This window comes from Microcoleus sp. F10-B2, assembly GCF_036704965.1.
Taxonomy (GTDB): Bacteria; Cyanobacteriota; Cyanobacteriia; order Cyanobacteriales; family Microcoleaceae; genus Microcoleus.
In genome coordinates this window covers 23526-23948 of record NZ_JAUBTB010000101.1, presented here as the reverse complement: position 1 = coordinate 23948, position 423 = coordinate 23526, and the positions used below count along the sequence as shown (strand labels likewise).

Below are 423 nucleotides of genomic sequence, written 5' to 3'. Positions count from 1 at the left end.
GTTCTATCATGTAGCGCAGGGCGAAAAATTTTGGCTCATATCATACTTTTAACCATTTACAAAACCGGGATGCTCCCGCTTACAATTCCCTAAAGGACTATCACAAGGCAATCGATTTTCTCGAACAGTCTTTAGTAATTTCACGGAAAATCGGATATCGCCAAGGAGAAGCTAATTCCCTCCGCAGTGCGGGCAATGTCTCCGAATCCCTAGGAGAATATCAACAGGCGATCGAATTTTACCAACAGTCTTTAGTAATTTCACGGGAAATAGGATATCGCCAAGGAGAAGCTAATTCCTTCCGCAGTGCGGGCATAGCTTACCAGTCCCTAGGGCAATACGACAGGGCGATCGAATTTTACGAACAGTCTTTAGAGATTTCACGGGAAATCGGATATCGCCAAGGAGAAGCTGATTCCCTCC

General features: G+C 45.2%; 1 pseudogene. It reads left to right on the top strand.

Features of this window, described 5'->3' with window-relative positions:
- Window positions 1-92: 92 nt before the first annotated feature.
- Window positions 93-423: pseudogene (locus tag QUA99_RS27635) on the top strand (tetratricopeptide repeat protein); the annotation flags it as partial.